We start from the raw sequence: 22,134 nt of genomic DNA, 5'->3' as shown, positions 1-22,134 counted from the left end.
GCAGATCGCCGCAGATTGTCGCGGCAGACCGGGATCACGCTCAACGCGCCCATCTCAGCCTGGAATGCGCGGCTGCTGGGGCGGCACGTCGCCGCACTGGGCGCGGTGGAGCAGGTAATGATCCATGATGGTCAGGGCCAGCATGGACTCGACGATGGGGATGGCGCGGATCCCGACGCAGGGATCGTGACGCCCGGTGGTCACGATCTCGACCGGCTCGCCCGCCGCGTCGACCGTGCGCCCGGGCAGGCGCAGCGACGAGGTCGGCTTGAAGGCCACCGCCAGCTCCAGCGGCTGACCGGTGGAAATCCCGCCGAGCACGCCACCGGCATGGTTGGACTCGAAGCCTGTCGGGGATATTTCATCGCGGTGCTCGGTGCCTTTCTGGGCCACCGATCCGAACCCGGCCCCGATTTCCACGCCCTTGACGGCGTTGATGCTCATCATGGCCGCGGCCAGATCGCCGTCGAGCTTGGCATAAACCGGTGCGCCCAGACCGACGGGGACAGCGGTGGCGCGCGCCTTGACCAGGGCGCCGACCGAATCGCCCGATTTCCACAGTCGTTTCATGTACTCCTCAAGCACCGGCACGCGCCCGGCATCGGGGCAGAAGAACGGGTTGGTATCGATCACCGCAGCGTCGAAATGCTCGTCGCAGACTTCTTCGCCGAGCTGGGCCAGCCAGCCGGTGATCTCCACGCCCAGCTGCTGCTTCAAGTACTTCCTGGCCAGGGCTGCAGCGGCCACCCGCATGGCGGTTTCGCGCGCCGAGGAGCGGCCGCCGCCACGATAGTCGCGAATGCCGTACTTGTGGTGGTAGGTGTAGTCGGCGTGCCCCGGGCGGAACTGCGCCGCGATCCGGCTGTAATCCTTGGAACGGGCGTCGGTATTGTGGATCAGCAAGGCGATCGGCGTGCCGGTGGTCCGGCCCTCGAAAGTGCCCGAGAGGATCTGCACGTCTTCGGCTTCCCGGCGCTGGGAGGTCCAGCGACTCTGCCCGGTCGCCCGGCGCATCAGGTGGGCGTGAATTTCGTCCGCGCCAATCTCCAGCCCCGGGGGAAAGCCGTCGATCACGCAGCCGATCGCCGGGCCGTGACTTTCGCCGAAGGTGGTCACGCACAGCACGCGCCCGAAAGTATTGCTCATGCTCGAGCTCCGAAAGCAGGATAAAAGCGCCGGTTCACAGGTTGGAGTAGTTGGGTCCGGAGCCGCCCTCCGGGGTGACCCAATTGATCACCTGGTAGGGATCGGCGATGTCACAGGTCTTGCAGTGCACGCAGTTGGCGGCGTTGATCTGAATGCGCTTGCCGTTTTCGTCTTCGACTTTCTCGTAGACGTTGGCCGGGCAGAACCGCGTACACGGGTTGCCAAACTCGGTCTCGCAGCGCGAGAAGCACACGTCGGGGTCAATAATTTTCAGGTGCACCGGCTGGTCTTCGTCGTGCTCGGTCGAGGCGAAATAGACCGAGGCCAGACGATCGCGCGGCGCCAGGTCGCGCTCGACCCAGTCGTACTCGAAGCCTTCCTGGTCGAGCTTACGGTACTGGGCATGATCGGCGTGGTTGCTCAGCGTGCGGGGAAGCTTGCCGGCGGTGGCGGTTTCGATCGCGGCGGTGGTCATGCCGCGCCACAGCCCTTTCTGGAAGCCGGGTCGGATATTGCGGACTTTCTTGAGCTCGGCGACGACGGCGGAGTCCCGAAGGCGGGCATCGAAACCCTCGCTGCTGAGCTTTTCGGCCAGGTGTTCGGCGGCCATCATGCCGGAGCGCAGGGCCTGGTGGGTACCCTTGATTTTCGGCACGTTCAACAGCCCGGCGGCATCGCCGATCAACAGGGCACCCGGCATTTCCACGCGCGGCAGCGACTGGTATCCGCCCTCGACCAGGGCGCGGGCGCCGGCCGAGAGAATCTCGCCGCCTTCGAGCAGCGCGTGCACGGACGGGTGGTGCTTGAACTGCTGAAAGGCCTCGAAAGGGGTGAACTTCGGGTCCTGGTAGTCCAGGGCGCAGACGAAGCCGACGGCGACCCGATCCTTGTCGAGGTGGTAGACGAAACTGCCGCCGTAGACCTGTTTGGGCAGCGGCCAGCCAACGCTGTGCTGGATCAGGCCGGGCTCGACGCGTCCGGCCGGCAGCTGCCACAGCTCTTTCATGCCGATGGCATAGGTCTGCGGGTCGCTATCGCGATCCAGGCCATATTTCTTGATGGCGCGCTTGCTCAGATGACCGCGGCAGCCTTCGCCCAGCACCGTCACCGCCGCGCGAATCTCGATGCCCTGCACGTAGCCTTCTTTTTCGCCGCCTTCGCGGTCGACGCCCATGTCGCCAATGATCACGCCACAAACGGCGTCACCGTCATCGTAGGCCAGGTCGGCCGCGGCGAAACCCGGAAACAGGTCCACTCCGAGCGCTTCGGCCTTCGGTGCGAGCCAGGCGCAGGTCGCGCCCAGCGAGACGATGAAGTTGCCGTGGTTGTTTTGCTGCGGCGGGGTGGGCAGCTTGCGCTTCCCCGTCCTGGACAACAAAAGAAACTCGTCGCGCTTGGCCGAAACGCAGATCGGCGGTGGCTCTTCCCGCCAGCCAGGGACCAGCTCATCCAGCGGTTCGGGCTCGATCACCGCACCGGACAGAACGTGTGCACCGATTTCCGAGGCCTTCTCGATCACGCAAACGCTTAAGTCAGCGTTGAGCTGTTTCAGTCGCATTGCGCAGGCCAGCCCGGACGGCCCGGCACCGACCACGACCACGTCGTACTCCATGATCTCGCGTTCAGTCATACAGCCCCTATGCAGTGAGGAAAATCTGTCCGGCCACTTTAGTTCAATCCGGCACCAGACGGTGAGTCGACATCCAGCCAACCCTGCAGCGCCGGCCAGACCTGTTCGAGCATCAGCGGTTGCGCCGACTCGGTGGGATGGATGCCATCGTCCATCATCATACCGGGGCGGTCGAACAGGCTTTCGAGAAAAAACGGCAGCAAGACCACGTCGTGCCGGTCGGCCAGCGTAGGATAGACGGCCTCGAAGCGCCGAAGGTAAGCCGGTCCCAGGTTGGCCGGCAAGCGAATCTGCATCAGCGCGACGTCTACCCCGTATTGCTTCGCCTGCCGGATCATTGCGTCGAGGTTGGCCTGCAGCTGCGAAGGGTTGAGTGCCCGTAGCCCATCGTTGCCGCCGAGAATGATCAGTAGCCGGTCCGGGTCATGATTGTTCAGCAATTGCTCCAGACGGCTCAGTCCGCCGGCGCTGGTCTCACCGGAAATACTGGCGTTGACGACCTCGTATCGCGCACCCAGGCGGCGGGCCAGAAGGTGAGCCCAGCCCGATTCACGCGGCATCTGGTAAGCATCTGACAGACTATCGCCGATAATCAACACCCGATCGGCGTCCTCGGCCAGCGCCGAGGGCCCGGCGCCTAAAATCAACATCAGGCCAGCAAACAGGGCATTGCGAAAGTTTATGAGCACTTCAAGTTCATCCATTCTGGTGTGCCGCAAGGTCAGCTTTTCGGTTCAGGCGCCGGGCGGCCAGCTCGACATACTCAAAGATATCAGCCTTGACCTGAAGACCGGGGAAACGCTGGCCATCGTCGGCGCCTCGGGTTCCGGAAAGACCACCCTGCTGGGCCTGCTGGCCGGCCTGGAGACGCCCACCGGCGGCGAAGTCTGGCTGACCGGAGAAAAACTCAATTTCCTCGATGAAAATGCGCGCGCACGGCTGCGTCGCCGAAAAGTCGGATTCGTGTTTCAGTCGTTTCACCTGCTGCCCAGCCTGACCGCGCTGGAGAACGTGATGCTGGCGCTGGAAATTGCGGGCATGGAGCCGGCAAAGAAGCAGGCTCTCAACGCGCTTGAGCAGGTCGGACTCCAGCACCGCCTGGACCATTATCCGCGGCAGATGTCGGGCGGTGAACAGCAAAGAGTCGCCATCGCCCGCGCTTTCGCCAGCGATCCGGACATCTTGTTTGCCGATGAGCCGACCGGCAACCTGGACCGCCAGACCGGCCAGGCCATTGCCGACCTCTTGTTTGGCATCAACCGGGATCACGGTACCGCTTTGGTGCTGGTGACCCATGACCTGACGCTCGCCAGCCGCTGCGCGCGGGTCGAGGAAATCGAGGACGGCCGGCTGGTGCATGCTGCGAACCCGTCCGCCAATCGGCGCCTGCAGCTGGTCGAGGGCGGCCAGGTCAAGTGAATGCCTTTGCCCTTTCGGCGCGGCTCCTGCTCCGTCAGGGCCGATCCGGCGCGCTGCTTATTCTGGCCTCGGGTCTGATCGTGGCAACGGCGGCGCTGGTGGCCGTGGGCAGCTTTACCGACCGGGTGGGGCGAGCACTGGAGCGCCAGGCCGGTGAAGCGCTGGCCGCAGACCTCGTGGTTGCCGGCCGCGAGCGGATCCCACCGCGTTTTTTCGAGCAGGCGCGCGAGCTGGGGCTGGAGACGGCCGAGGTGATCAGCGTCAGCACCGCCCTGTTCGTCGGCGAGGACAGCCAGCTGGTCGACGTCAAGGCCGTCAGCACGACATACCCCCTGCGCGGGCAGCTGCGCGTGGCTGCATCAGCCGGGGACGACGACAAACCGCGGTCCCGTGGGCCCCAACCCGGCAGCGCCTGGATGGACCCGCGCGCTCAGCGTGCGCTGACGGCAGCCGTCGGCGAGGTGGCAGAAATCGGTTCACTGACCGTACCGCTGAGGGGCATCCTGACCTATGAGCCAGACCGCGCCGGCGGCGGCTTCAGCTTTGCCCCGCGCTTGATGATGCATATCGATGACCTGCTCGCCAGCGAGCTGCTGGGGCCGGGCTCTCGGGCCCGCTACCGGCTGCTGCTGGCCGGCGAGGAGCGCGCCCTGGCCCGGTACCGGCAATGGTTTGCCGAGGAACGCGAGGAGCGCCAGCGCCTGATCACCGTAGCCGACGCCGAGGACCGCACCGGCCTGGCCCTGACCCAGGCCCGGCGCTTCCTCGGGATAGCCGCGCTGACCGCGGTCATCCTCGCCGCAGTCGCCATCTTATTGGCGGCGCTTCGCTTTTCAGCTGCTCAGCGTGACCTGGTGGCCCTGCTCAAGACCTTCGGCGCCAGTGCGGGCGAGATCATGAAGGCGTTGAGTCTGCTCCTGCTTTACCTGTTGCTGGCGTCGGTCGCCATCGGCGGCGCGCTGGGCTGGGCCGCGCAGGGACTGATCGCCGAGATTCTTGCCGAAGGCCCCGAAACCGCCCTGCCCGCGGCCCGGCTTTGGCCGGTGCTGAGCAGCGGCTTGTTCACCTTGCTGCTGGCCGCCGGGTTCGCCTTGCCGCCATTGCTCAGCCTGCGCAAGGTGCCGACGATGCGGATTCTCAACCGCTCGCTGGACACAAGGCCGGGACTGGCGGGGCTGTTGTGGCTGATCCCGGTCGCTGGCGCCCTGACAATCCCGGTTGTTCAGCTGGGTGATGCCCGGCTGGCCGCGATCGTGCTGGGAGGCAGCGCCGCGCTGGCGGCCAGCCTGGCCCTGGCCGGCTGGCTGGCGATGCTGGGCTCGGGCCTGCTGGCGCGGCGGGCGCGCGCCTCGTGGCGCTTTGGCCTCGCCGGTCTGCAGCGGCGGCGCGGTGGCGGCATCGTCCAGGTCACGGCGCTGGGCCTGGGTCTGATGGCCCTGCTCTTGCTGGTTGTGGTCAGGGCCGAGTTGATGGAACAGTGGCGAGGCAGCCTGCCGCCGGACACGCCCGATCACTTCATCATCAACATCCAGCCCGATCAGGTCGATAATGTCCGACAGGCATTGGTCGATCAGGGCGCGCAGAACCTCCAGCTGGGCCCGATGGCCAACGCTAACCTGGTCGCCATCAACGGCGAACGTCCGCCGGATCACCGCATGGCCGGACAAGTCAACGTCTCCTGGATCGACGCGCTGCCGCCGGCCAATGAAATCGTCGCCGGCGCGTTTTTTTCACCCCAGGCCCGCGGCGAAGTCTCGCTGGCGCAGATGTGGGCCGAGAACCTCGGCGTCGATCTTGGTGACGAGCTCACCTTCGAGTCCGGCGCCAGTCGCTTCAGCGCCACCGTGACCAGTATCCGCGAGGTCGACTGGAACTCCTTCAACGTCAACTTCTTCATTCTGCTTACCCCGGAAGCTGCCGAGACCCTGCCGTACCAGTACATCGCCAGCTTCTATCTGGCCACTCCAGGGCAGGCCGATCTGCGCACCGTGACGCGCGAATTCCCCAACCTGTCCATCATCGACGTTGGCGCCATCATCGAGCGGGTGGGCGAGATCATCGATCAGGTCAGCCGCGCCGCCCAGGTGGTCTTTGCGTTCACCTTGCTGGCCGGCCTGGTGGTTCTGCTGGCTGCCCTGGAGTCCACCCGGGATGAGCGTCGCCAGGAATCCGCCCTGATCCGGACGCTGGGCGCCGATAATGCCATGGTCCGGCGAGGGCTGCTGATCGAGTACGGGGTGATGGCCGTGATTGCCGCACTGCTGGCAACCGCGGGTTCGGCCTTGACCGGCTGGCTGCTCGCCAGGGAAATGTTCGAATTTGCCTATCGACCCTCACCCCTGCTGTTCGCGCTCGGATTCCTGGGGGCCGCGGTGCTGGTCGTGGGCAGCGGCTGGATCGGCAACCGCTCCGTGCTCGCCACGCCGCCGGTGCGCATCCTCCGCACCGGCGCCTGACGCCGGCGCGCCGTTCCGGCATGGCGATTCTGCGCGACGATCCCCAGGCGGATCTGATTCTCAACGGCCATCCCTGGCGCGTGGCCTGGCAGATGAGCTGGCCGGCTGTGGTCGCGATCACCCTGTTCGGCCTCAACGCCATGCTCGACGCGATCTACATCGGCCGGCTGCTCGGTCAACAGGCCCTGGCAGGCGCGGTCATGGCCTACCCGCTGACCCAGATCACGCTGGGCCTGGGCTCGCTGGCCGGCATCGGCGGCGGCGTGGCGCTGTCCATTGCCATCGGCAAAGGCGACCAGGACACCCTGCGGCGCCTGCCCGGCACCGCGCTGACGATCACCGCCGCGCTGGCGCTGGTGTACGGGCTGGTCGGCGGCCTGTTGACAGAGCCCCTGGTGCGCGCAATGGGTGCGCGCGACGCGCTGGTGCCGATCGCCGCCGACTATCTGCGCGCCTCCGCCATCGGCAGCATCGGCGCACTGGCCGGCATGGCCCTGAACATGCTCCTGCGGGGCGAGGGCCGAATGAAGCTGGCCGCGCTCTACATGGGGCTGGGGCTCATGGTCAATATGGTGCTGACCCCGCTGCTGATCGTGGTCTTCGACCTGGGCGTGGCCGGCGCAGCCTGGGCGACCAACATCGGCAACGCGGTCGGCGCCTGGCTGGTCTGGCGCCGCTATGCCCGCGGCCGGGCCAGTTACCCGGTGGATCCTTACTACCTCGGGCTGCCGCCGGCGCTGACCCGGCGCATCCTCCGCCTGGGCACACCGGCAATGATCATGAGCAGCATGGGCGTGGTCCAGGCCATCGTCGTGTTCAACGTCCTCAGCCGGGTCGGCAGCGAAGCCGATATCGCTTTTTACGGGGCGGCGTGGCGGATCATGATCTTCATGCTCACGCCCCTGTTTGGAATCATGCGGGCCTTTCAGCCGGTGGCCGGATTCAATTACGGGGCCGGTCAGTGGGAGCGGGTGAGAACCTGCTTCTGGACTTTCGTTCAAGCCGGTGCTGCGCTGATCGTGCCGATCTGGGCGCTCATGGCGATGTTTCCCGGCCAGACGCTGTCGCTGATGCTGCCAGGCGCGCAGTTCAGCGACCATGATCTCGGGCTGTTTCGTATCCTGATCCTGCCGCTGCCGTTGCTGCCGCTGGTCTTCACCGCCCTGGCGCTGCTGCCGGCAATCGAGCAGCCGGGCAAGGCGACCATCGTATCGGTTTCTCGGCAGCTGCTTTTTTACGTCCCGGTCATGCTGCTGCTGCCACCGATCGTCGGGGTGCGCGGCGTCTACTACGGCTCCATGGTGATCGAGCTGATCTGCGCCACCTGGCTGTTTTTGACGGTAACGCGGGTTTTTCGCCGCGCCGGAGGCCTTCAGGCATCGGAGGCCAGGCAGCGACCGGTGGGCTGATCCTCAGCCGCGACGCACGTCCTGGAGAATGTCGAAAATGGCGAAGAAACGTTGCGCCTGGTCGGATTCGCGCCAACCTTGCCGTCCGGCCTGAATGCGTCCGATGTAGCGTCGATGGTCTCCCGGTGCCACATTGAACACCAGCAGACCGTTGCCGGTTGCCGGAATCTGGTCGTCACTGATCACGGTCAACCAGGGCTGACCGCCGATGTCGGCCACAGTCACTTGATACTCTCGGTGCGCAAGCGAGTCCAGATCAACGAACGCGCCGCGGTAGAAAGCAGCCTCGCCGCGCTTGTCGATACTCAGACCGCTCGACAGCGAACTGCACAACTCATCGGCCTTGCGCAGCGTCGCTGCGCTGAGCAGATCGGTCGGCTTCAGGGCATCGTCGTCTTTTTTCATCGGCGTTTCGCCTCCTGCCCCGGTCAAGGGCCGACTCGACGCTCAGTCATCGATTTCGCGCTCGACGTTGAGAGTGGTTACGAACAGGTCGGCCGGGTCTTCGTCGCGGAGTCCAGGTCGGGACGCCTCGAGACGACCCAGGACCTTGTGAGTGCCACCGTCGGGCCGCCGGTATACCAGGAGAACCTGCGCCCGATCGGGCAGCGGGTGGCGCGTGAGCACGGTGGGCCAGGGATGGTCCGGCGTCAAGACCACCTCGACCGACTCCGCCTGCTGATCCATGGACTGCAGATCGTCCAGCATGGCCGGTACCACCAGGCTCTGTCCCCGCTTTTCAATGGTTACCGAGAGTGAAAGACCACTGCACATCTCCTCCGCCCTGGCGAGGGTTTCCTCACTCATGGCGACATCGACCCGGCGATCCTTGTTAATCGGCATCTTTGTCCTTCCGACAGTACCTGGCCCCATCATATAGCACTGCCTCGATATCTTCCAACCCCAAAGCCGACTGCAGCACAAAATGCAGCTGAAAGTGACGGCGCGAGCACGCCATCACTTTGATTCGAGCAACTGCCGCCGGACGCGAACGGCCGTGGCAGCCGGGCGCAAGGAAACGCCCCGGGCTTCGCAGTGCGCCCGGGTAAGGGCAGCGCCAAACAGCAGGATCAGCGAGGAATAATTGACCCACAGCAACAGCAGGACCAGCGAACCGGCCGCACCATAGGCCGAGGACGTCGCGCCGTGGGCCAGATAGATCGCGATCAGCGAGCGGCCCAGGGTAAACAGCACGGCGGTGATGAACGCGCCCGCGAGCACGTCGCGCCACGACAAGATCACGTCGGGCAGAATTTTGAACATGGCGGCAAACAACCCGCTGACCACGGTCAGAGACAGCGCAAGCTCCAGGCTGACCATCGCCCAGCCGGGCACCGGCAGCCACTGGTCGGCAAACTCCATGACCGTTCGCAGCACGATGCTGAGCAGCAGCGATACCAGCAGCACAAAGCCCAGCGCCAGCACGATGGTCAGCGACAGCACCCGGGCGCGAACGAACTGCCAGATGCTGCTGCGAGACGGTTTCGGCGCCACGTCCCAGATCTGGTTGAGCGACTGCTGCATTTGCGCAAAAACCGTGGTCGCGCCGACCACCGTGGCCACCAGGCCCATCAAGGTGGGCAACAGCCCGCTTTGATCGATCTGCGAGTTGACGACCGCGGTTTGAACGACTTCGGCCGCCTCGGGCCCGAGCGCCTCGCTGAGCTGGTCGAAGATCTGGCCCCGGGCCGCCATTTCGCCCAAGAAAATACCGGCGATCGCGACCACCATGATCACCACCGGTGCCATCGAGAAAACGGTAAAAAAGGCCAGCGCCGCGGCGTAAATAAAGGCCTGACTCTCCAGCCAGTTGGCCGCTGCGGCCCGAAAGATGCCGGCCCAGCGGCGCGCCGGCTGGACCAGGGCGTTATCGATTCGGCTTTTCACAGCGGGCAGTATGCCCCATCGCCCCATCCGCCCGAGGCGGCAAGCGCTCAGTCGGTCAGACCCATCGACCGACGCGTCATGACCGCCGCGCCCGGCTGCGGCGCGAAGCGGCGGTCACCGCCCAGCTCGCTGTGGCCCGCCAGGCCGGCCAGCACCTGCTCGATCGCCAGCCAGCCGTAGGGCAGAATCGGGACCAGCTGATCGGCCACGCCGGGCACGTTGAGCAAGGCGTCGAAGTGCTGGGCGCGCTCGACCTCCCAGTAGGCGAGGGTCTCGGCGCCACGCTCGCGGGCGGCGGCCACGTACGGCCGGCTGGACAAGGAGGCCGGAATCAGACCGTCCTCGCGCCCGTGCACGATCAGCACCGGTATCGACGGCAGACGAGCGCTGGCGCGGGTCGCCTCCACCGCCCGACGCAGCGCGACGCTGTTCGGACCCTCGCCCGTCCACAGCGCGCGCAGGCACTGCAGGCCGGGCAGCGTCTCGTCCTCGCCCTGGGCCAGACCGTCGTCGAGGCTGATCCCGCCGCCGGGACCGACCCCGGAATGGGTGGCCCACCAGGCCGCGCGCTGCTGCAGTCCGGCCTCGGCGGCGCTCAAGGCGTAGCCGCAGGGCATGTCACCGGGACCGCGCCGCAGGTAGGCCGAGGCGTAGCCGCTGGCAACGACCCGCCACAGGTCCAGTGCCACGCTGGAGGCCGCCAGGCGCAGCGCGCCCTCATCGAAGCCGGCTTTGACCAGCACCTCGGTGGCGGCCGCGGCGCTCGCCTCCTCCAGCAGTCCCGCGGCGGCCAGACTGTTGCAGCGCTGCTGGCCGGCCATCGCCAGCAGCGGATTGCCCAGCGGCAGGGTCTGGGTGCGCTCGGCGTCGGCCAGCGTGCAGGGCTGATAGAGGGCGGCCAGCGTGGCGTAGTCGTAGAGCGGCGGCTGGCCCGGTGGGGTGATGTTGGGCATCACCGCCACCACGCCGTCGAGCAAGCCGGCCGTATCACGCTCGGCCGCGCGCAGGGCGGCCCCGCCGCCGTTGGACAGGCCCACGGCAACAATCCGCACCGCTGTCTGGTCGCCCAGTTGCTGGCGCAGCTGCTCGCGCCCGAAGTGCGCGGCGGCGAGCACGTGCCGGCCCCAGTCAGCCTCGGGATGATCGCCGGAGTGGAGGTGCTTGATCGCCACGCTGGCCGCGTCGGGCACCTCCTCGGCGCTGAGCTTGAACGGCAGGTCTGCATCGTCGATTGCGACCCGAGTCCCCGCCAGGTCGGTCGCCCGGCCGTCATCGAAGGTCTGGAAATCGGTGCCGGCACCCTTGTCGGTATAGGCCACGGCGCAGCCGCGCATCAGGCCGCCGGGCCCGGCCAGCTGGATGGCGCCGTAGACGCCGCGCGAACCCGACGCCGGCGCCACCAGCAGGCAGGCCGGATCCCGCGCCGCCCGGGCCGGGATCTGGACCAGGACGCGAAACGGCTGCGACGCGCCTGGCAGGCGCAACAAGGCCGAGATCTCGCGCCCGCCGATCTGCGGCAGTTCGGCCAGCACGGCCTCTTCGCCCACGCCGCCGGAGGGGCCGAGAATCGCCAGCGCATTCCAGGCGTTGTGGATGGCCAGGCGGCGAAGCTCGCCCGCGGTGGGCGCGCGCGCATCGGCAAAGCCCGGCGGGCTTGCCTGCAGGCCGGAAAGGCCTAAGCCGGCGCTGAGCAGATCGGACTCGGCCGCCTGCGCCACGCGCTCGGCGGCAAGCACCTCGTAATCATCGAACGATTCAGCCGCAGCCGGCCCTAACGCGGCGGTCAACAGCCAGCCGACCAGCGCCCAGCGCCTGTTTCTATGGCTCTGCATTCTTTTCCATCCGAATTGTTTTTGAACAGTCAGCCGGAGCCTATCAGACTCCCCCGGCCCGACAATGGACTTTGGTACAGGCCCGCCAGGCCTTGAGCCCTGCTAGTCTTGCAAGCTCCTGAACAGCCGGTCCAGCCCATGACACTGCCCCAGCATTCCAATCCTCGACGCATCCTGATCACCGGCGCCGGCAGCGGCATCGGCGCCGGGATCGCTAATGAACTGGCCGCTCAGGGCCATCATCTGCTGGTCACCGATCTTGACCTGGATGCGGCGCGCACCGTCGCCGAACGCATCAATGAGTCCGGCGGTCTTGCCACGGCAATGAGCCTGGACGTCACCTGCGACTCATCCGTCGATGAACTGGTCCGGCGTCTCGATCAGCCGGTCGAGGTGCTGATCAACAACGCCGGGCTACAGCACGTAGAGGCACTGGAATCCTTTCCCATGGAGAAATGGGAGCAACTGGTCCAGGTGATGCTCATCGGCGTCGCCCGCCTGACGCGCGCGCTGCTGCCGGGCATGCGCCAGCAGGACTTCGGGCGCGTCATCAACGTCGGCTCCATTCATTCGCTGGTCGCCAGCGCCTACAAAAGCGCCTATGTTTCGGCCAAGCACGGCCTGATCGGATTTTCCCGGGTGCTGGCGCTGGAGACGGCCGACAGCGATATCACCATCAACACCATCTGCCCGACGTATGTCCGAACGCCTCTGGTGGACCGTCAGATTGCCGATCAGGCGCGCGCGCACGGTATTTCCGAAGATGAAGTCGTCGACCGGATCATGCTCAAGCCCATGCCCAAGGGCGTTTTCATCAGCTTTGAGGAACTGGCCGGCATCGCCGCTTTCCTGATTGCGCCGGCAGCGCGCAACATCACCGGACAGGCCATCGTCGTTGATGGCGGCTGGACCGTGCAATGACCCCGAGCCCACCATGTCCACCCGCGTTCTGATCGCCGACGACCATCCGCTGTTTCGCAGCGCCCTGGTCCAGGCCCTGCGCAGCTGCCTGGCCGATGCAGAGATCCTCCAGGCGCGCGACCTGCCCGAAACCTTTGCCTGCCTGGAACAGCAGGAAGACCTCGACCTGGTTCTGCTCGATCTGCACATGCCCGGCAACCACGGCTTGACCGGTCTGGCCTCGATCCGCTGCCGATATCCATCGGTTGCCGTGGTCGTGGTCTCGGCCAACGAGGACCCACAGGTCATCCGGCGTGCGCTGGACCACGGCGCGGCCGGATTCATCCCCAAAAGCTCCGGCCTGGACGAACTGACGCATGCCCTGAACGTGGTGCTCGACTGCCGCGAGTATGTGCCGCACCACCTGGCCCGGACCGTTGCTGGCATGACCGATGACCAGGGCGACCGCCGGCTGGCCCGCCGCATGGCGTCATTGACTCCCCAACAGTTTCGGGTGCTCGAGATGGTCGCCGACGGCCGGCTGAACAAGCAGATCGCCGACGAGCTCGACATACAGGAGCGTACCGTCAAGGCGCACATGAGCGAGATCTTTCACAAGCTCGACGTTCGCAACCGGACCCAGGCCGGTATTGCTTTCCGGCGCCTGGAGCTGGTCGACCCCGCCAGCCGGGTGTAGCAATGGGGCAAGCCATTGACGTCCAACCATCCCTCGTTTAGCCTTGCGCCGCGCAGCTGGGGACGGCCTGCACTCCAGGAATCGATTCATCGGATGGGGACAAAAGCACCGTTGCAGCTGCTGATCTTCGGATCGTGGCTGGTTGCCTTCGGAGCAGCCGCACTGCTCGAATACGCGCCGAACGCCAGCCTCTGGTTCCCGCCGGCTGCCGTCACTTTCGCCGCAGTGATGGTGCTCGGGCTGCGTGCCCTGCCCGTGCTGTGGCTGGGCTGCCTGGTCGTGACCCTCCTCGCCGACCAGATTTATCAGCGCGGACTGGCCTGGCCTGAACTGCTGCTGGCCGGCCTGGCGTTCGCGATCACGCATACCCTGGCCTACGCCGCCGTCGCGCTGGTGCTGCGGTCCCGTGACGACGTCCTGTCACCGGGCGCGTACCGGGGCAATGTGACCCTGTTCCTGATGGGCGGCATGCTGGCCACCGGACTTTCCTCGGCGCTTGGCGGCCTGTCGCTGGCGGCAACCGGCATGACCGAGTTCCGTGAATTGCCGGCGCTGATCCCCACCTGGTGGATCGGTGATTACGCCGGGCTGGTGACCGTTGCACCGCTGTTCGCCGTGCTGCTGACGCAGCTGGCTGAGGCGCTGGAGGTGACTCCGCGCAAACGCCTGGAGCCGCTCCTAGGCCCCAGACCCTGGCACGCCCTGTGGCCCGGTGCCGCCCTTAAACTGCTCGGCCTGGCGGCGTTGACCCTGACGATCCTCGCTATCGCCGTGGTGTTCGCCGCGCCTTTTGTCCTGGTGCTGTTGTTGTTGGCCTGCCTGCCGGTCCAGTTATGGATCGCCCGGAACGAGTCCCCGCTGGTCACCCTGCTGGGCGTATTTGGATTCACTTTGCTGCTGGCCATCGCGACAAGCGCGACGGGCCTGCGAGAACAAGCGCCGACGCTGCAGTTTATGGTCATCAGCGTGGCGATCGGCAGCTACCTGGACCTGGCGGCAGACCGCCGGACCGAGCGAGATACCGCCCGACCTTAAGGCTTGCGCTCAGGCGCGTCCTTCCAGCCACTGCGCAATTGCATCGATGCAGGCGCGACCCATGTGCCGACTGCGTTCCGGACTCCAGGCCGTCGCCGGCAACGGCGTGATGTCGGAATCCTTGAACGGCATTTCCAGGGTCATGGCCAGGCAGCCGAAGGTCTCGCCCACCCAGTCGGTGCACTTGCGCAAATCAGCGCTACCGGGCTCACCGACCGCGTATCCATGCCGGGTCTGGAAATCAGGACTGATCGTGGCCAGCAGATCCTTGAAATTATCGAGCTCGATCTGGCGCGAAGCGTTCCAGCTCGCGATGCCTTCGGACCCGGCGATGAAGTTGTAGGGCAGCTCTTCGTCACCATGCACGTCAAGCGAGAAATCGACCCCGGTCTGTCGCATGCGCTCGATGACGTAATAAACCTCCGGCGAGAACTCGGCCGATGGCTCACGCCACTCGCGGTTGAGGTTGCGGCCGTGGGCGTTGCATCGCAGGTGACCACGCACCGACCCGTCAATGCACATGTTGGGCACCAGATACACCACGGCCTGCTCGAGCAGGCGCCGGGCGACCGGATCCTCCTCGTCGAGCAGGCGATCGAGAAAGCCTTCCACCCACCACTCGGCCATGGTTTCACCGGGGTGCTGGCGGGCCGTGATCCACAGGCACTGGCGGCCGCTGTCGGGCTGGCCGATCGTGAGCAACGTGTGGGCATGGCCGTCGGGCGTCGTGCACAGGCTTTCGGCGCGCACCAGCGACGAGTCCAGCGCATCGGCGATGAGCTGGCGATGGCGATCCAGGCTGTAGGGGGCAAAGTAGGCGTACTCGACGACGTCAACATCGGGCGTATCCTCGATGATCAATCGCTTGCCGTCGAACCGGGTCGGTACCCGGCGCCACTGGATGCGGTCACTGGAGCAAACCGCCCGGTAATTTTCGAAACCGGCCGGATAGGACACCTCGCCCGCGTTCTCGATGGTCATCCGACAGGACTGGCCGGCCGCGTCGCAGAGCTGAAAATAGAACCACTGCAAATGCTCGTCTCCGGCATCCGGCCGAATCTTGAGCACAATCGCGTCGGCGCTGTCGGCCGAGACAACTTCGATGTTGCCGCCGTCGAAGCGGCTGTGGATACTCAAGGCCATGCTGGTCTCCTGTCTGTCGGGTGTTCGAAAAGATGCGTGATCCATTATTGCAGCGAATGGCGCAGAAAGGCCTCCTCGATACGCCGAAAGCTGCCGCGGGTCGGAGCACGGATTTCCAGCCGCTGCTGCGTCCGGGGGTGCAGCAGGCCCAACTCGACGGCGTGCAGCAGCAGCCGATGACAGCCAAAACGTTGCCGGAACAATCGGTTGTGGCGACCCTCTCCATAGGTAGTGTCCCCAACCAGAGGATGAAACAGGTGCTTTAAATGGCGCCGGATCTGGTGGGTCCGACCGGTCTCGGGCTGAATCTCGACCAGCGAGTAGCGGGCAACGGGATAGCGCCCGACCGGCTCGGGCAGTTCCATGGTGGCCAGTCGCCGATAGCAGGTCACCGCGGCCTGGGGGAGACGCTGGTCGCCCGTTGACAGGGGATGGTCGATGCGGCCGGAGAGCTCGGTGAAGCCTCGGACCACCGCCAGGTAGCGCTTGGCGACGCTGCGGCTCATGATCTGATGGCCGACGACGGCCGCCGTCTCGGCGTCAAGGGCAAACAGCAAAACACCGGAGGTGGCCCGATCGAGCCGGTGCAGCGGCCAGACCCGCTGACCAAGCTGATCACGCAGACTCTGCAGGGCAAAAACGCGATCATCGCTGCGGACGGTTTTGTGAACCATCAGTCCGCAGGGCTTGTCGATCGCGCACAGCCAGCGGTCGCGAAACAGAATGGGCAGCGCGTTATCGGTCGCCGCTTCGGCCGCTGGACTCATGGCTCGGCGCGGCTGACCGCATCCAGCTTGTCCAGCAGGGTATTCAGCATGCGCCGCTCATCAGGCGTCAGCGCCGCCAGCAGTTTTTGCTCGTAGTCCAGCGCGGCCGGGGCAATGGCGGCGTGAACCGCCTGACCTTCGTCGCTGAGGCTCAGCGGCTTGGCCCGCCGGTCGCTGTGGTCGGACTGGCGCAGGACCAGTCCGGCCTCAAGCAGGCGGCGCACCGCCCGGCTGATGGCGACCTTGTCCATGGCCGATCGCTCGACGATCTGGCTGGCCGGGATGGCCGGAAAACGGCCGAGAATCGCGATCACCCGCCATTCGGTCACCGACAGCCCGAACCTTTCCGAATAGGTTCGGGCAATGCCCTGGCTGACCTGGTTGGAGAGCACCGACAGCCGGTAGGGCAGAAATTCTTCGAGCTTGAGCGGGGGAGCGGTCATGGGATTGCAGCGCGGTTGAAAATAGTTTCAAATGTAACTAATATCGATTGGCGTTACCAACAGTTTGCCTGCAAGGAGAGTCCCATGGCCACACATCATCCCGATCCGCTGGGTGTGGATCAGTTCGAGTTCATCGAATTCGCTGCACCCGACCCTGCCCTTCTGCACGACCTCTTCACTGCCCTGGGCTTTGTCGCCGTCGCCCGCCACCGCGAGCGTCCGGTCACGCTCTACCGCCAGGGCGGAATTCAGTTTCTGGTCAACGAAATGCCCGACTCCTTCGCCAGCCGCTTCGTCGCCGAACACGGGCCGTCCTGCACCGGATTCGCCCTGCGCGTGAGCGATGCCGACCAGGCCCGGCGCACCTTGCTCGAGCGTGGCGCCGAGGCCATCGACCCGCAGGCCGGGCAGCCGGCGCTGGATCTGCCCTGCATCCGCGGCATCGGCGGCAGCCTGCTCTACCTCAGCTCGGGCCTTGAGGACCTGGAGCGCGAGTTCGAGTTCGACCCGGACGTCGACCCCAACCCCACCGGCGCGGGTCTGAACTTCATCGACCACCTGACCCACAACGTGCACAACGGCCGCATGCGCCACTGGGCCGGTTTCTACGAGAAGCTGTTTGGCTTCTACGAGGTCAAGTACTTCGACATCAAGGGTGCCCAGACCGGGCTGCGCTCGCAGGCCATGACCGCGCCCAACGGCCGCATCTCGATTCCGATCAACGAGTCCGAAGACCCCAAGAGCCAGATCAACGAATACCTGGACCAGTACCGCGGCGAGGGCGTGCAGCACATCGCGCTCTACTCCGACGACATCTATGCCTCAGTCGAGAAACTGCGCGCCAATGGGATCGATTTTCTCAACACCCCGGACGCCTATTTCGACGTCATCGACCAGCGCATCCCCGACCACGGCGAGGACGTCGAGCGGATGCGCGCCAACCGCATCCTGATCGACGCCGACCGGCAGCAGCCCGACAAGCAGCTGCTGCAGATTTTCACCCAGACCAACATCGGGCCGATCTTTTTCGAGATCATCCAGCGCAAGGGCAACGAGGGCTTCGGCGAAGGCAACTTCCAGGCCCTGTTCGAGGCCATCGAACGTGACCAGCGTGAACGCGGCGTGCTGTAGGCTTGTTGACATGAAAAAATGGATCAATCACCCCAAGGTCGAAGGCAAGGCCAGCCGTCAGGCCCACTGTGACCTGCCCGAAGACACCTACGAACGCGAACTGGGCAAGGAAGGCTTTTTCGGCCCGGCCTCGCACATGTACCACCGCCACCCGCCCACCGGCTGGAGCGATTTCGAAGGCCCGCTGCATCCGCGCGCCTTCGACACCACAAAAATCGAGACCGAAAGCCCATCGCCCTGGGACGCCAGCGAGCTGATGCACAACGCCAGCACCCGCATCCGCAGCTGGACCTGCAGCGGCCGCATGGATGCACTGGCGCGCAACTCCGACGGCGACGAGCTGCTGTTCGTGCACGACGGCGCCGGCGATCTGTACTGCGACTACGGCCATTTGCGCTTCCGCGACGGCGACTACATCGTCCTGCCGCGCGGGACGATGTGGCGGATCGCGTCCGACGCGCCGGTCAGGCTCTTGCTCATTGAGGCCACCGGCTCGAGCTACATGCTGCCCGACAAGGGCCTGGTCGGGCCGCATGCCATCTTCGATCCGGCCATGCTCGACACCCCGGCCATCAACGACGCTTTCCGGGCCCAGCAAGGCGAGGACGAATGGAAAGTGGTGGTCAAGCGCCGCAACCGCTTATCGACCATCACCTACCCGTTCAACCCGCTCGATGCGGTCGGCTGGAAAGGCGACCTGGCGCCGGTGCGCATCAACTGGCGCGATATCCGTCCGCTGATGAGCCATCGCTACCATCTGCCGCCCTCGGCCCACAGCACTTTTGTCGCCAACCGCTTCGTGATCTGCACTTTCGTGCCGCGCCCGTTCGAGTCCGATCCCGGCGCGCTCAAGGTGCCGTTTTTCCACAACAACGACGACTACGACGAGCTGATCTTCTACCACGCCGGCAACTTCTTCTCGCGCGACAACATCCACCCCGGGATGATGACGCTGCACCCCTGCGGCTTCACCCACGGCCCGCATCCGAAGGCACTCAAGCACGCCTTTCAAGCGAAGGCCAAAGCCACCGAGGAGGTCGCGGTGATGATCGACACCCGCGATGCGCTGGACGTGACCGGCGCGGCCGAGGCCATCGAATGGACCGGCTACGTCGACAGCTGGAAAGGATGAAACTCAGCGCATGAAACTTGCCACCCTGAAACAAGGCGGCCGCGACGGCACGCTCATCGTGGTCAGCCGCGAGCTGACCCATGCCGTTCGGGCCGACGGCATCGCGCCCACCCTCCAGGCCGCGCTCGATCAGTGGGACCACCTGGCGCCGCGCCTGAACGCGCTCTACGACGAGCTCAACGCCGGCACCGTCGAGGACATTTTCGATCTCGACCTGGCCAGCCTGGCCGCGCCGCTGCCGCGCTGCTACCAGTTCGTCGACGGCTCGGCCTACCTGCCGCACGTCGAGCGCGTCCGGCGGGCCCGCGGCGCCGAAGTCCCGGAAAGCTTCCAGACCGACCCGCTGATGTACCAGGCCGTCTCCGATGGCCTGCTCGGACCCTGCGACGACATCGCCATGGCATCGACCGACTTCGGCATCGATTTCGAGTCCGAAATCGGCGTCATCACCGACGATATTCCCATGGGTGCCAGCGCCGCTGAATGCGCCGACCACATTCAGTTGCTGACCCTGATCAACGATGTCTCGCTGCGCAAGCTGATCCCGGGAGAACTGGCCAAGGGATTCGGCTTTCTGCAGTCCAAGCCGCGCTCGGCGCTCGCCCCGGTGGTCGTGACCCCGGACGAACTGGGCCAGGACTGGCGCGGTGCCAAGCTGCACAGGCCGCTCAAGACCTGGCTCAACGGCGAGTTGTTCGGCGAACCGGAAGCCGGCGAAGACATGCAGTTTTCCTTTGCCGAGTTGCTGGCCCATGCCGCGCACACCCGTCCCCTGGCCGCTGGCACCCTGCTCGGCTCCGGCACCATCGCCAACCAGGACACCGCCCGCGGCGCTTCCTGCCTGGCCGAAAAACGGATGCTGGAAATCATCGCCCATGGCAAGCCCAGCACCCCGTTCCTGCAGTTCGGCGACGTGGTTCGCATCGAGATGTTCAATCGCCAGCAAGCGTCCATCTTCGGGGCCATCGAACAGACCGTAATCGAATATCGACGCTGAGTCTGGCAAGGCAATGACGGAGTCCAGGCTAGAACTGTATTCCTACTGGCGATCATCGGCCAGCTACCGGGTGCGCATCGCGCTGAACCTGAAAGATCTGAACTACGTCGTCCATCCGATTCACCTGGTGCGCGACGGTGGCCAGCAGCACCGGCCGGACTTTTTGAAGAAAAACCCGCAGGGTCTGGTGCCGTGCCTGGTCCATGGAAAGACCGTCCTGACGCAGTCCCTGGCGATCATCGAGTATCTCGACGAGTGCTTTGGCGGTCCACAGCTCCTGCCTGACAATGTCGTCGACCGGGCGCGTTCAAGAATGATCGCCCAGGTCATTGCCTGTGACCTGCATCCGCTGAACAACCTTCGCGTGCTGCACTACCTCGGTACCAGCCTGGGCCTGAACGAGAAGGCAACAACGGACTGGTACCGCCACTGGACCGAAAGCGGGCTCCGTGCCGTCGAAACGCTGCTGCAGAAGAAAACCGCTCCGTCAAGGTTTTGTCTCGGCGAGCAACCCGGCCTGGCCGACTGCTGCCTGCTGCCACAGGTGTATAACGCGCGGCGCTTCGGCTGCAGCCTGGAGGGCTGCGAACGGATCCTGGCGATCGCCGAGCGCCTGGCGTCCGATGAACGGGTTCGCAAGGCCGCTCCAGAAAATCAGCCGGATGCGGAGTAAACTGTGGCGTGTGAACCGATTCGATCTCGTTGCCAGGAGCCGCAAAGACCCATGAATCGACGCCTTCCAATCGTCGCTGCACTGCTGGCACTGCTGGCGGCCTGCGCGACGACCCCGCCGGATCCGCGGTTGCTCAATAACGCCGAACAAGCCCTCCAGATCGCCCGTGAAGCCGGCGCCGAGGAGTATGCGCCGCTGGAATTGCGCTTTGCCCGTGAGCGTCTCGACGCGGCCCGTCTTCAGCTGGACAACAACAATGCTGCGCCGGCACGCCGGCTTGCCGACGAGGCCGAGATCGAGGCCCAACTGGCCCTGGCCCGCACCCGGGCAGCCCGGGCCCGGGCCGATCTGGCCCAGCACGAGCGCGAGCTTGAGAGCCTGAAAGCCGATCTGATCGAGGCCTTCGGCGACGAGGTCATCGAACCATGAATAAAGCCCGCGCCGTCCTGATCATGACGATCGCGCTGGTGCTGGCCGCCTGCGCCCCCCAGACCCGCGATGACGGCGCTCTGGACAACCTGCGAGCCGATCTTGACGCGTTCCGGGCCGAGTCCGAACTGGCCGAACTCGTTCCGCTGGCGGTGGCCGATGCCGAACGCGCCGCGCGCGCCGCTTCGGCCGACGGTCTGGACGAGGAGGAAAGAGCACACCGCATCCGAATCGCTGAAAAACGGATCGAAATCGCCCGTGCCGAAGCCTTTCGTGCCCGCGCCTCGGCGGGTGCCGAGGCCGTGGAAGCCGAGCGGACCCGACTGCTGCTACGGGCCAGCCGGCTGGAAGTCGAGCAGGCGCGCCGAGAGGCCGAGCAGGCCCGAATGCTCAGCGCAGCCACCAGTGAAGAAATCGAGCGAACCCGGCGCGCGGCCATGACCGCTGACGAACAACGCGATCAAGCCGCCCGACGCGAGCAACAAGCCCGCGAGGAAGCCGAGGCCGCGCGGCGTCTGGCCGACGCCCAGGCCAGCGAAATCGAACTGGCCCACCGCGAGGCACAGCTGGCCTCCGAGGCGGCAGAATCTCTGCGCCGCCGTTTGGAACTGATGGAACTGCGCGAAACCGACCGTGGGGTGGTCGTCACCTTGGGCGACGTGCTGTTCGAGCTCGGTCAGACCGAGCTCCAGGCGGGCGCCAAAGGAAACCTCGAAGACGTCGTCGACCTGCTGCAAACCGAGCCCGAACGACGCATTCGCATCGAGGGGCACACCGACAGCAGCGGTCCGGCAACCGTCAATATGCGTATTTCCCAGGAGCGGGCCGACGCGGTCCGCGACGCCCTGGTGGGCATGGGCATCGCGGCCGACCGGGTACAGGCGGTCGGCATGGGCGAGGAGTTCCCGATCGCCAGCAACGAAAACGAAGACGGCCGCAGTCAAAACCGGCGGGTGGACGTGATCCTGCTCAACGATTGATGCACGAGATCAGTCATGGAAATCATTC

General features: G+C 65.6%; 22 protein-coding genes. 12 read left to right on the top strand and 10 right to left on the bottom strand.

The genetic code is table 11. The annotated features are described in order from the left end of the window. Positions 1–54 precede the first annotated feature (54 nt). The 3 genes from aroC to G3I74_RS13315 are packed head-to-tail and all read right to left on the bottom strand — an operon-like array spanning position 55 to position 3,465. Positions 55–1,146 carry a chorismate synthase gene (aroC, locus tag G3I74_RS13325; protein WP_164212090.1) on the bottom strand — a complete coding sequence of 364 codons (1,092 nt, stop codon included), beginning with the start codon at positions 1,144–1,146 and terminating at the stop codon, positions 55–57. A 34-nt stretch (positions 1,147–1,180) separates the two neighbouring features. Continuing rightward, on the bottom strand, positions 1,181–2,776 hold the full coding sequence (locus tag G3I74_RS13320; RefSeq protein WP_164212089.1) for an electron transfer flavoprotein-ubiquinone oxidoreductase: 1,596 nt from the start codon (positions 2,774–2,776) through the stop codon (positions 1,181–1,183). 38 nt (positions 2,777–2,814) lie between these two features. Then, entirely contained in the window at positions 2,815–3,465 is a 651-nt protein-coding gene (locus G3I74_RS13315) for an arylesterase (protein WP_338063112.1), read from the bottom strand. Here G3I74_RS13315 and G3I74_RS13310 point away from each other — a divergent pair. Genes G3I74_RS13310 through G3I74_RS13300 form a run of 3 tightly spaced genes read left to right on the top strand, consistent with a single transcriptional unit; the run spans position 3,458 to position 8,060 of the window. Further along, positions 3,458–4,195 carry an ABC transporter ATP-binding protein gene (locus G3I74_RS13310; protein ID WP_164212088.1) on the top strand — a complete coding sequence of 246 codons (738 nt, stop codon included), beginning with the start codon at positions 3,458–3,460 and terminating at the stop codon, positions 4,193–4,195. The genes G3I74_RS13315 and G3I74_RS13310 overlap by 8 nt on opposite strands. Continuing rightward, positions 4,192–6,651 carry an FtsX-like permease family protein gene (locus G3I74_RS16235; protein ID WP_164212087.1) on the top strand — a complete coding sequence of 820 codons (2,460 nt, stop codon included), beginning with the start codon at positions 4,192–4,194 and terminating at the stop codon, positions 6,649–6,651. The genes G3I74_RS13310 and G3I74_RS16235 overlap by 4 nt, the downstream gene beginning before the upstream one ends. A gap of 20 nt (positions 6,652–6,671) precedes the next feature. Continuing rightward, positions 6,672–8,060: an MATE family efflux transporter gene (locus G3I74_RS13300; RefSeq protein ID WP_164212086.1), complete on the top strand. Its 1,389-nt coding sequence runs from the start codon at positions 6,672–6,674 to the stop codon at positions 8,058–8,060. Between the two features lie 3 nt (positions 8,061–8,063). On the opposite strand, the gene G3I74_RS13295 is transcribed toward G3I74_RS13300, so the two are convergent. The 4 genes from G3I74_RS13295 to G3I74_RS13280 all read right to left on the bottom strand — a co-directional run bounded on the left by G3I74_RS13295 (position 8,064) and on the right by G3I74_RS13280 (position 11,779). Continuing rightward, the gene (locus G3I74_RS13295; protein ID WP_164212085.1) at positions 8,064–8,465 is read right to left on the bottom strand and encodes a hypothetical protein; all 402 of its coding nucleotides are present in this window, start codon (positions 8,463–8,465) and stop codon (positions 8,064–8,066) included. Between the two features lie 42 nt (positions 8,466–8,507). Continuing rightward, positions 8,508–8,903 carry a hypothetical protein gene (locus G3I74_RS13290; protein ID WP_164212084.1) on the bottom strand — a complete coding sequence of 132 codons (396 nt, stop codon included), beginning with the start codon at positions 8,901–8,903 and terminating at the stop codon, positions 8,508–8,510. Positions 8,904–9,017: 114 nt separating this feature from the next. After that, positions 9,018–9,947, bottom strand: a complete 930-nt coding sequence (locus G3I74_RS13285; RefSeq protein WP_338063111.1) for a YihY/virulence factor BrkB family protein — start codon at positions 9,945–9,947, stop codon at positions 9,018–9,020. A 47-nt stretch (positions 9,948–9,994) separates the two neighbouring features. Beyond that, the gene (locus G3I74_RS13280; RefSeq protein ID WP_164212082.1) at positions 9,995–11,779 is read right to left on the bottom strand and encodes a 3-hydroxybutyrate oligomer hydrolase family protein; all 1,785 of its coding nucleotides are present in this window, start codon (positions 11,777–11,779) and stop codon (positions 9,995–9,997) included. 138 nt (positions 11,780–11,917) lie between these two features. Between G3I74_RS13280 and G3I74_RS13275 the strand changes: the two genes are divergently transcribed. From G3I74_RS13275 to G3I74_RS13265, 3 genes are all read left to right on the top strand, one after another. Beyond that, positions 11,918–12,700, top strand: a complete 783-nt coding sequence (locus G3I74_RS13275; protein WP_164212081.1) for a 3-hydroxybutyrate dehydrogenase — start codon at positions 11,918–11,920, stop codon at positions 12,698–12,700. 13 nt (positions 12,701–12,713) lie between these two features. Next, a complete protein-coding gene (locus G3I74_RS13270; RefSeq protein WP_164212080.1) occupies positions 12,714–13,376 on the top strand; it encodes a response regulator transcription factor in 663 nt (220 codons plus the stop codon). 93 nt (positions 13,377–13,469) lie between these two features. Continuing rightward, positions 13,470–14,411, top strand: coding sequence for a diguanylate cyclase family protein (locus G3I74_RS13265; protein ID WP_164212079.1), 942 nt, complete (start codon positions 13,470–13,472; stop codon positions 14,409–14,411). 9 nt (positions 14,412–14,420) lie between these two features. Here G3I74_RS13265 and G3I74_RS13260 read toward each other — a convergent pair whose 3' ends face one another. From G3I74_RS13260 to G3I74_RS13250, 3 genes are read right to left on the bottom strand one after another with little or no spacing between them, the layout of a single operon-like run. Then, on the bottom strand, positions 14,421–15,554 hold the full coding sequence (locus G3I74_RS13260; protein ID WP_164212078.1) for a M14 family metallopeptidase: 1,134 nt from the start codon (positions 15,552–15,554) through the stop codon (positions 14,421–14,423). A 44-nt stretch (positions 15,555–15,598) separates the two neighbouring features. Beyond that, entirely contained in the window at positions 15,599–16,321 is a 723-nt protein-coding gene (locus tag G3I74_RS13255; protein WP_164212077.1) for a pseudouridine synthase, read from the bottom strand. Continuing rightward, positions 16,318–16,764, bottom strand: coding sequence for a MarR family winged helix-turn-helix transcriptional regulator (locus tag G3I74_RS13250; protein ID WP_164212076.1), 447 nt, complete (start codon positions 16,762–16,764; stop codon positions 16,318–16,320). The genes G3I74_RS13255 and G3I74_RS13250 overlap by 4 nt, the downstream gene beginning before the upstream one ends. Before the next feature lie 84 nt (positions 16,765–16,848). On the opposite strand from G3I74_RS13250, the gene hppD reads away from it, so the two are divergent. From hppD to G3I74_RS13220, 6 genes are read left to right on the top strand one after another with little or no spacing between them, the layout of a single operon-like run. Beyond that, a complete protein-coding gene (gene hppD / locus G3I74_RS13245) occupies positions 16,849–17,895 on the top strand; it encodes a 4-hydroxyphenylpyruvate dioxygenase (protein WP_164212075.1) in 1,047 nt (348 codons plus the stop codon). Between the two features lie 10 nt (positions 17,896–17,905). Next, entirely contained in the window at positions 17,906–19,027 is a 1,122-nt protein-coding gene (locus G3I74_RS13240) for a homogentisate 1,2-dioxygenase (RefSeq protein WP_164212074.1), read from the top strand. 10 nt (positions 19,028–19,037) lie between these two features. Next, the gene (locus tag G3I74_RS13235) at positions 19,038–20,024 is read left to right on the top strand and encodes a fumarylacetoacetate hydrolase family protein (RefSeq protein ID WP_164212073.1); all 987 of its coding nucleotides are present in this window, start codon (positions 19,038–19,040) and stop codon (positions 20,022–20,024) included. Positions 20,025–20,037: 13 nt separating this feature from the next. Continuing rightward, a complete protein-coding gene (gene maiA / locus G3I74_RS13230; RefSeq protein ID WP_164212072.1) occupies positions 20,038–20,697 on the top strand; it encodes a maleylacetoacetate isomerase in 660 nt (219 codons plus the stop codon). Positions 20,698–20,748: 51 nt separating this feature from the next. Beyond that, a complete protein-coding gene (locus tag G3I74_RS13225; protein ID WP_164212071.1) occupies positions 20,749–21,126 on the top strand; it encodes a DUF4398 domain-containing protein in 378 nt (125 codons plus the stop codon). Beyond that, positions 21,123–22,106, top strand: a complete 984-nt coding sequence (locus tag G3I74_RS13220) for an OmpA family protein (protein WP_164212070.1) — start codon at positions 21,123–21,125, stop codon at positions 22,104–22,106. Before G3I74_RS13225 ends, G3I74_RS13220 begins: the two co-directional genes overlap by 4 nt. The last annotated feature ends 28 nt before the right edge of the window (positions 22,107–22,134 follow it).

The organism is Wenzhouxiangella limi, assembly GCF_010499265.1.
GTDB lineage: Bacteria > Pseudomonadota > Gammaproteobacteria > Xanthomonadales > Wenzhouxiangellaceae > Wenzhouxiangella > Wenzhouxiangella limi.
This window is presented reverse-complemented; position numbering and strand designations above follow the sequence as displayed.

Bases quoted from the DNA above. Each gene is read 5' to 3' on its own strand.
- aroC (WP_164212090.1), bottom strand. From the start codon at position 1,146: ATGAGCAATACTTTCGGGCGCGTGCTGTGCGTGACCACCTTCGGCGAA.
- G3I74_RS13320 (WP_164212089.1), bottom strand. From the start codon at position 2,776: ATGACTGAACGCGAGATCATGGAGTACGACGTGGTCGTGGTCGGTGCC.
- G3I74_RS13310 (WP_164212088.1), top strand. From the start codon at position 3,458: ATGAGCACTTCAAGTTCATCCATTCTGGTGTGCCGCAAGGTCAGCTTT.
- G3I74_RS13300 (WP_164212086.1), top strand. From the start codon at position 6,672: ATGGCGATTCTGCGCGACGATCCCCAGGCGGATCTGATTCTCAACGGC.
- G3I74_RS13295 (WP_164212085.1), bottom strand. From the start codon at position 8,465: ATGAAAAAAGACGACGATGCCCTGAAGCCGACCGATCTGCTCAGCGCA.
- G3I74_RS13290 (WP_164212084.1), bottom strand. From the start codon at position 8,903: ATGCCGATTAACAAGGATCGCCGGGTCGATGTCGCCATGAGTGAGGAA.
- G3I74_RS13280 (WP_164212082.1), bottom strand. From the start codon at position 11,779: ATGCAGAGCCATAGAAACAGGCGCTGGGCGCTGGTCGGCTGGCTGTTG.
- G3I74_RS13275 (WP_164212081.1), top strand. From the start codon at position 11,918: ATGACACTGCCCCAGCATTCCAATCCTCGACGCATCCTGATCACCGGC.
- G3I74_RS13270 (WP_164212080.1), top strand. From the start codon at position 12,714: ATGTCCACCCGCGTTCTGATCGCCGACGACCATCCGCTGTTTCGCAGC.
- G3I74_RS13265 (WP_164212079.1), top strand. From the start codon at position 13,470: ATGGGGACAAAAGCACCGTTGCAGCTGCTGATCTTCGGATCGTGGCTG.
- G3I74_RS13260 (WP_164212078.1), bottom strand. From the start codon at position 15,554: ATGGCCTTGAGTATCCACAGCCGCTTCGACGGCGGCAACATCGAAGTT.
- G3I74_RS13255 (WP_164212077.1), bottom strand. From the start codon at position 16,321: ATGAGTCCAGCGGCCGAAGCGGCGACCGATAACGCGCTGCCCATTCTG.
- G3I74_RS13250 (WP_164212076.1), bottom strand. From the start codon at position 16,764: ATGACCGCTCCCCCGCTCAAGCTCGAAGAATTTCTGCCCTACCGGCTG.
- hppD (WP_164212075.1), top strand. From the start codon at position 16,849: ATGGCCACACATCATCCCGATCCGCTGGGTGTGGATCAGTTCGAGTTC.
- G3I74_RS13240 (WP_164212074.1), top strand. From the start codon at position 17,906: ATGAAAAAATGGATCAATCACCCCAAGGTCGAAGGCAAGGCCAGCCGT.
- G3I74_RS13235 (WP_164212073.1), top strand. From the start codon at position 19,038: ATGAAACTTGCCACCCTGAAACAAGGCGGCCGCGACGGCACGCTCATC.
- maiA (WP_164212072.1), top strand. From the start codon at position 20,038: ATGACGGAGTCCAGGCTAGAACTGTATTCCTACTGGCGATCATCGGCC.
- G3I74_RS13225 (WP_164212071.1), top strand. From the start codon at position 20,749: ATGAATCGACGCCTTCCAATCGTCGCTGCACTGCTGGCACTGCTGGCG.
- G3I74_RS13220 (WP_164212070.1), top strand. From the start codon at position 21,123: ATGAATAAAGCCCGCGCCGTCCTGATCATGACGATCGCGCTGGTGCTG.